This is a genomic window from Butyricicoccus sp., assembly GCF_050872565.1.
In the GTDB taxonomy this organism is placed as follows: domain Bacteria; phylum Bacillota; class Clostridia; order Oscillospirales; family Butyricicoccaceae; genus Butyricicoccus_A.
The window spans coordinates 1-4,871 of the sequence record NZ_JBNMHC010000164.1; the positions used below are offsets into that span (position 1 = coordinate 1).

General features: G+C 50.2%; 5 protein-coding genes. 2 read left to right on the forward strand and 3 right to left on the reverse strand.

Annotated features, from left to right (window positions below):
• Positions 1-83: 83 nt before the first annotated feature.
• From ACR0P9_RS07625 to ACR0P9_RS07635, 3 genes are all read right to left on the reverse strand, one after another.
• On the reverse strand, positions 84-1,085 hold the full coding sequence (locus ACR0P9_RS07625) for a GGGtGRT protein (RefSeq protein ID WP_432618873.1): 1,002 nt from the start codon (positions 1,083-1,085) through the stop codon (positions 84-86).
• Positions 1,086-1,100: 15 nt separating this feature from the next.
• Positions 1,101-1,793 carry an iron-sulfur cluster assembly scaffold protein gene (locus ACR0P9_RS07630; RefSeq protein WP_216469479.1) on the reverse strand — a complete coding sequence of 231 codons (693 nt, stop codon included), beginning with the start codon at positions 1,791-1,793 and terminating at the stop codon, positions 1,101-1,103.
• 383 nt (positions 1,794-2,176) lie between these two features.
• A complete protein-coding gene (locus ACR0P9_RS07635; protein WP_432618875.1) occupies positions 2,177-3,091 on the reverse strand; it encodes a sugar-binding transcriptional regulator in 915 nt (304 codons plus the stop codon).
• 397 nt (positions 3,092-3,488) lie between these two features.
• On the opposite strand from ACR0P9_RS07635, the gene ACR0P9_RS07640 reads away from it, so the two are divergent.
• Positions 3,489-4,055: a manganese efflux pump MntP gene (locus ACR0P9_RS07640; protein WP_432618877.1), complete on the forward strand. Its 567-nt coding sequence runs from the start codon at positions 3,489-3,491 to the stop codon at positions 4,053-4,055.
• Between the two features lie 120 nt (positions 4,056-4,175).
• Positions 4,176-4,859 (forward strand): GTP pyrophosphokinase, encoded by a 684-nt coding sequence (locus tag ACR0P9_RS07645; RefSeq protein ID WP_432618879.1) that lies wholly within the window; start codon positions 4,176-4,178, stop codon positions 4,857-4,859.
• Positions 4,860-4,871 lie beyond the last annotated feature (12 nt).

Below are 4,871 nucleotides of genomic sequence, written 5' to 3' on the forward strand. Positions count from 1 at the left end.
AAAAAAGGGGCTTTCCGAAATGCATCGGAAAGCCCTTTAATTATGCTATTTTCAGCTAAAAATCGAGAATTTTCTCGTATGTATTAGCCGTTCAGTGCAGCGTTTACGTCTACTGCAACAGCAACGGAAGCGCCAACCATCGGGTTGTTGCCCATGCCGAGGAAGCCCATCATCTCTACGTGAGCCGGTACAGAAGAAGAACCTGCGAACTGTGCATCAGAATGCATACGACCCATGGTATCGGTCATGCCGTAAGAAGCCGGACCTGCTGCCATGTTGTCCGGATGCAGGGTACGGCCAGTGCCGCCGCCGGATGCAACGGAGAAGTACTTCTTGCCCAGCTGGATGCATTCCTTCTTGTAGGTGCCTGCAACCGGATGCTGGAAACGAGTCGGGTTGGTGGAGTTACCAGTGATGGAAACGTCAACGCTCTCGTGATGCATGATAGCAACGCCCTCACGAACGTCGTCTGCACCGAAGCAACGAACCTTCGCACGCTCGCCGTCAGAGTAAGCGATCTCCTTGACGATCTTCAGCTCGCCAGTGTAGTAATCAAACTTAGTCTGTACGTAAGTAAAGCCGTTGATACGGGAGATGATCTGTGCAGCGTCCTTGCCCAGGCCGTTCAGGATAACGCGCAGCGGCTCCTTACGAGCCTTGTTAGCGGAACGAGCCAGACCGATAGCGCCCTCAGCAGCAGCGAAGGACTCGTGGCCTGCCAGGAATGCGAAGCACTTGGTCTCCTCGCGCAGCAGCATAGCTGCCAGATTGCCGTGGCCCAGACCAACCTTACGGTCGTCAGCAACAGAACCCGGGATGCAGAATGCCTGCAGGCCGATACCGATTGCCTCAGCAGCCTCCGGTGCGGACTTTACGCCCTTCTTGATTGCGATTGCAGCACCTACCGTGTAAGCCCAGCAAGCGTTCTCAAATGCGATCGGCTGTACAGAACGAACGGTTGCAGCCGGATCAATGCCCTTTTCCTTGCAGATTTCAGCACATTCCTCTACGCTGGAAATGCCGTACTCAGCGAGGACGCCATTGATCTTATCAATTCTTCTTTCGTAACTTTCAAACAAAGCCATGATACTGTGTCCTCCTTACTCTGCACGCGGGTCGATGAACTTGACACCCTCAGCGAAGCGGCCGTAGGTGCTGGTGTTCTTAGCCATAGCTTCCGCCGGCTCAACGCCCTTGCGGATCTGCTCCATCATCTTGCCCAGATGGATGAACTCATAGCCGATAACCAGATTGTCCTTGTCCAGAGCCAGACGGGTAACATAGCCCTCTGCCATTTCCAGATAACGGGTGCCCTTAGCCTTGGTGCCGTACATGGTACCTACCTGGCTTCTCAGACCCTTGCCCAGATCTTCCAGACCAGCGCCGATCGGCAGGCCGTTCTCAGAGAATGCAGTCTGGGTGCGGCCGTATACGATCTGGAGGAACAGCTCACGCATTGCTACGTTGATCGCGTCACATACCAGATCGGTGTTCAGAGCTTCCAGCAGGGTCTTGCCCGGCAGGATCTCAGATGCCATAGCTGCGGAATGGGTCATACCCGAACATCCGATGGTCTCAACGAGAGCTTCCTCGATGATGCCTTCCTTGACGTTCAGGGTCAGCTTACAGGCGCCCTGCTCCGGAGCACACCAGCCGACACCGTGGGTCAGACCGCTGATGTCCTTGATTTCCATTGCCTGCGTCCACTTGCCCTCCTGCGGGATCGGAGCCGGACCATGGTATGCGCCCTTAGCAACCGGACACATGTTTTCCACTTCTGCGGAATAAAGCATAATTTTTATCCTTTCCTGAAACAGATTTTTTTCTTCCCGATTGGAAGAAAACGCTTCAATTGAACCAAAACTTTTCCTTATTTTTGAGAAAAAAAGCTGACAACCTGTTACGAACCAAGTCATCAGCAAGTGCAGCCATTCTGCTCGTTCCGAATGCCGCAGAAAAATTTCGTTTCATCTGTCAATAAGTTTACCATGCACCAAAAAATTTGTCAACTATTTGCAACGTTTCAAGCAGAAAAACATGGGTTTCACGGATTTTCCGGAACAAACCAGTCCAAACCTTCCACAGCATCTTACCATCATTTTACTATTTTTTATTCCAGCACACAAAGAAAAAACAGCGATTCCCGTCCCTGCATCGGAACAAGAATCGCTGCATGTTATTCTGTTTCTCGTAAAAGCAGCTCCGCCATCGCATCCTGCGCCAGCACATCTGTGATGAGACCGGAACGCAAAATACCATCGACTGCCTGTACACTGGTGCCTGCTGCACAAATGCCGATGACGCGGCGGCAGCGCTCCAGCATCTCCAGCGGAATGCGCATAATGTTGTACGCCTGAGGAATGATTTTTCCCTTTACATCAACACCATACCCCGCCGCATAGCCGACAGCTTCTTCCTGTCCCAGATAACCGGTTTTCTCAATAATCGAGTCGTCATGAATTTCTATAATCGCCAAATCCAGTTTTTCCCACTGATTGACAACATTTTGATACTGTTTCGTCTCCCGCATCATTTTTGCATCCGCTTCGCAGGAATAATAGGCAGGTGCATGTAAAAAGACCGGCTGTGCATCATAGGCTTCCGCGAGCATTCGGACGTTTTCATCCGAGTGGTACTGCCGCAACAGCACATTGCTGTTGCCGAGCAGCGGACAAAGCGTCTGGATAGAATTGTGGTGCACCGGCACGCGCTCCAACATCTTCGCTGCGATGCCAATTACCGTGCCCCATCCGACACCGACAACGGCCGGTTTCTGTTCTTCAATATATGTCAACAAGCGTTTTGCCATGGTATAATTGGTAATATCATCCGATTCTTCCTCGGCTACCAACATACTGCTGCGCAATCCATAGGTTCGGCACAAGTGTTCCGCCAGCGATTCTGCGCTGCGAGCAGGCGAATGCACACGGATTTCTACAATGCCAAGGTTTCGTGCTTCATTGAGCATACGGCTGACCAGCGGGCGGGAAACGCACATGAGTTCGGCAATCTCCCCCTGCGTCTTGTCTTCCTCATAATAAAGGTGGGCAACTCTGGCAAGCCGTTCCAATTTGTCTCTACGGTAATTCATCTTTGCTCCCATCATCATAAAGAAAAAATGCTGTTTGCCGGCGCGCTGCCGCTTCGACTCATACCAGCAGCGCGTCTCTATACTATGTTTAGTATACCATCAATAATTTCCATTGACAATATCCAATTATACAAGAAAACAAGAAAAGTATCTGATTTTTTCTGCTTTTTTCCGATACTTGACACATGTTCCGATTTGTGGTATCGTACCATTCATATAAGGGAGTAGTCAGCGCGCAGCGTAACCAAGTCAACATACTGAAGCGGCAGCTTCTGGCTTTGTTTTAAATGACGAGACTTATCTGTTTTTTTGTACGCAGATAGGGACTCGTCTTTTTCTATGCCCTTTTTCTGCGACAAAACACCCGTTATTCCGTATTCATTCAACAAAAGGAGTGTTGCACATGAGTTTTCTGGATTTATTTGTCCTCGCGGTCGGCTTATCTATGGATGCCTTCGCCGTGTCCGTCTGTAAGGGGCTGTCCGTGCGGCAGCTAAAATTTTCGCACGCCTGTACCGCCGGTTTGTACTTTGGCGGCTTTCAGTTTTTGATGCCGCTCATCGGCTATCTGCTTGGCAGTCAGTTCCAGCAATATATCACAAGCATTGACCACTGGATCGCCTTTGTTCTGCTCGCCCTGATCGGTGCCAATATGATAAAAGAGTCTCGCGGCGAAGCCGAGCAGCTCAACGATTCCTTCTCGTTTTTGACGATGCTTCCGCTGGCCATTGCCACGAGCATTGACGCGCTGGCGGTCGGCATCACTTTTGCCTTTTTGCAGGTTTCGGTTCTGCCCGCCGTGACATTTATCGGCTGCACCACGTTTGTGCTGTCTGCGATTGGCATCAAGATCGGCCACGTGTTCGGCACGCGCTACAAATCCCGCGCAGAAGTAATCGGCGGCATTGTGTTAATCGCCATCGGATGTAAGATTTTGCTGGAGCATCTTGGTATTCTGGGATAAGGGAAACATTTACAGTCTTGTTACAGTTTAGTCATTTGTTTGTCGTTGACGCATTCTCACGAGAATAGTATACTAATACCAACAACAAAATTTGACAGAAATAGATAGGAATGATAGAGCATGTCCGAGATCAAATCGGAATGGAGTACCCAGTTAATCCCTGTACCGCCAGCACAGGCAGACCCCTCTCTTGACCCGTTCAAGCAGCTGATGTCCTATTATCGCTGCGCGATTATGGAAATCGAGACCAAATTCCGCGTGCTGGACGTCCAGTTATCGTTAAATCGAGAGAACAACCCGATTGAATCCATCAAAACACGCCTCAAAAGTCCAGAAAGCATTTTTGAAAAATTGCAGCGGCGCAATCTGCCGCTGACTTTGAGTGCCATAGAAGACAATCTCAACGACATCGCCGGTGTCCGCGTTATTTGCTCCTTCCCAGAGGATATTTACTCTCTGGCGGATGCCCTGCTGCGGCAGGATGATATTACGCTCATCGAGCGAAAGGATTACATTCAGAATCCAAAGCCAAACGGCTATCGGAGTCTGCATCTCATCGTTGAAGTGCCGATTTTTCTGCGCAATGAGACAAGACGAATGCGCGTAGAAGTTCAGCTACGCACGATTGCCATGGATTTCTGGGCAAGTTTGGAACACAAGCTGCGCTACAAAAAAGGCTTGGAGGACAGCGAAGATTATCAGGAAATCTCCCGCCAGCTCAAAAACTGCGCGGAGATGAGCGCCATGCTCGACCGATTGATGGAAAATATCCGCGGTCAAATCGAAGGCGGACGCGAATTGTAAACAGATGCAAAA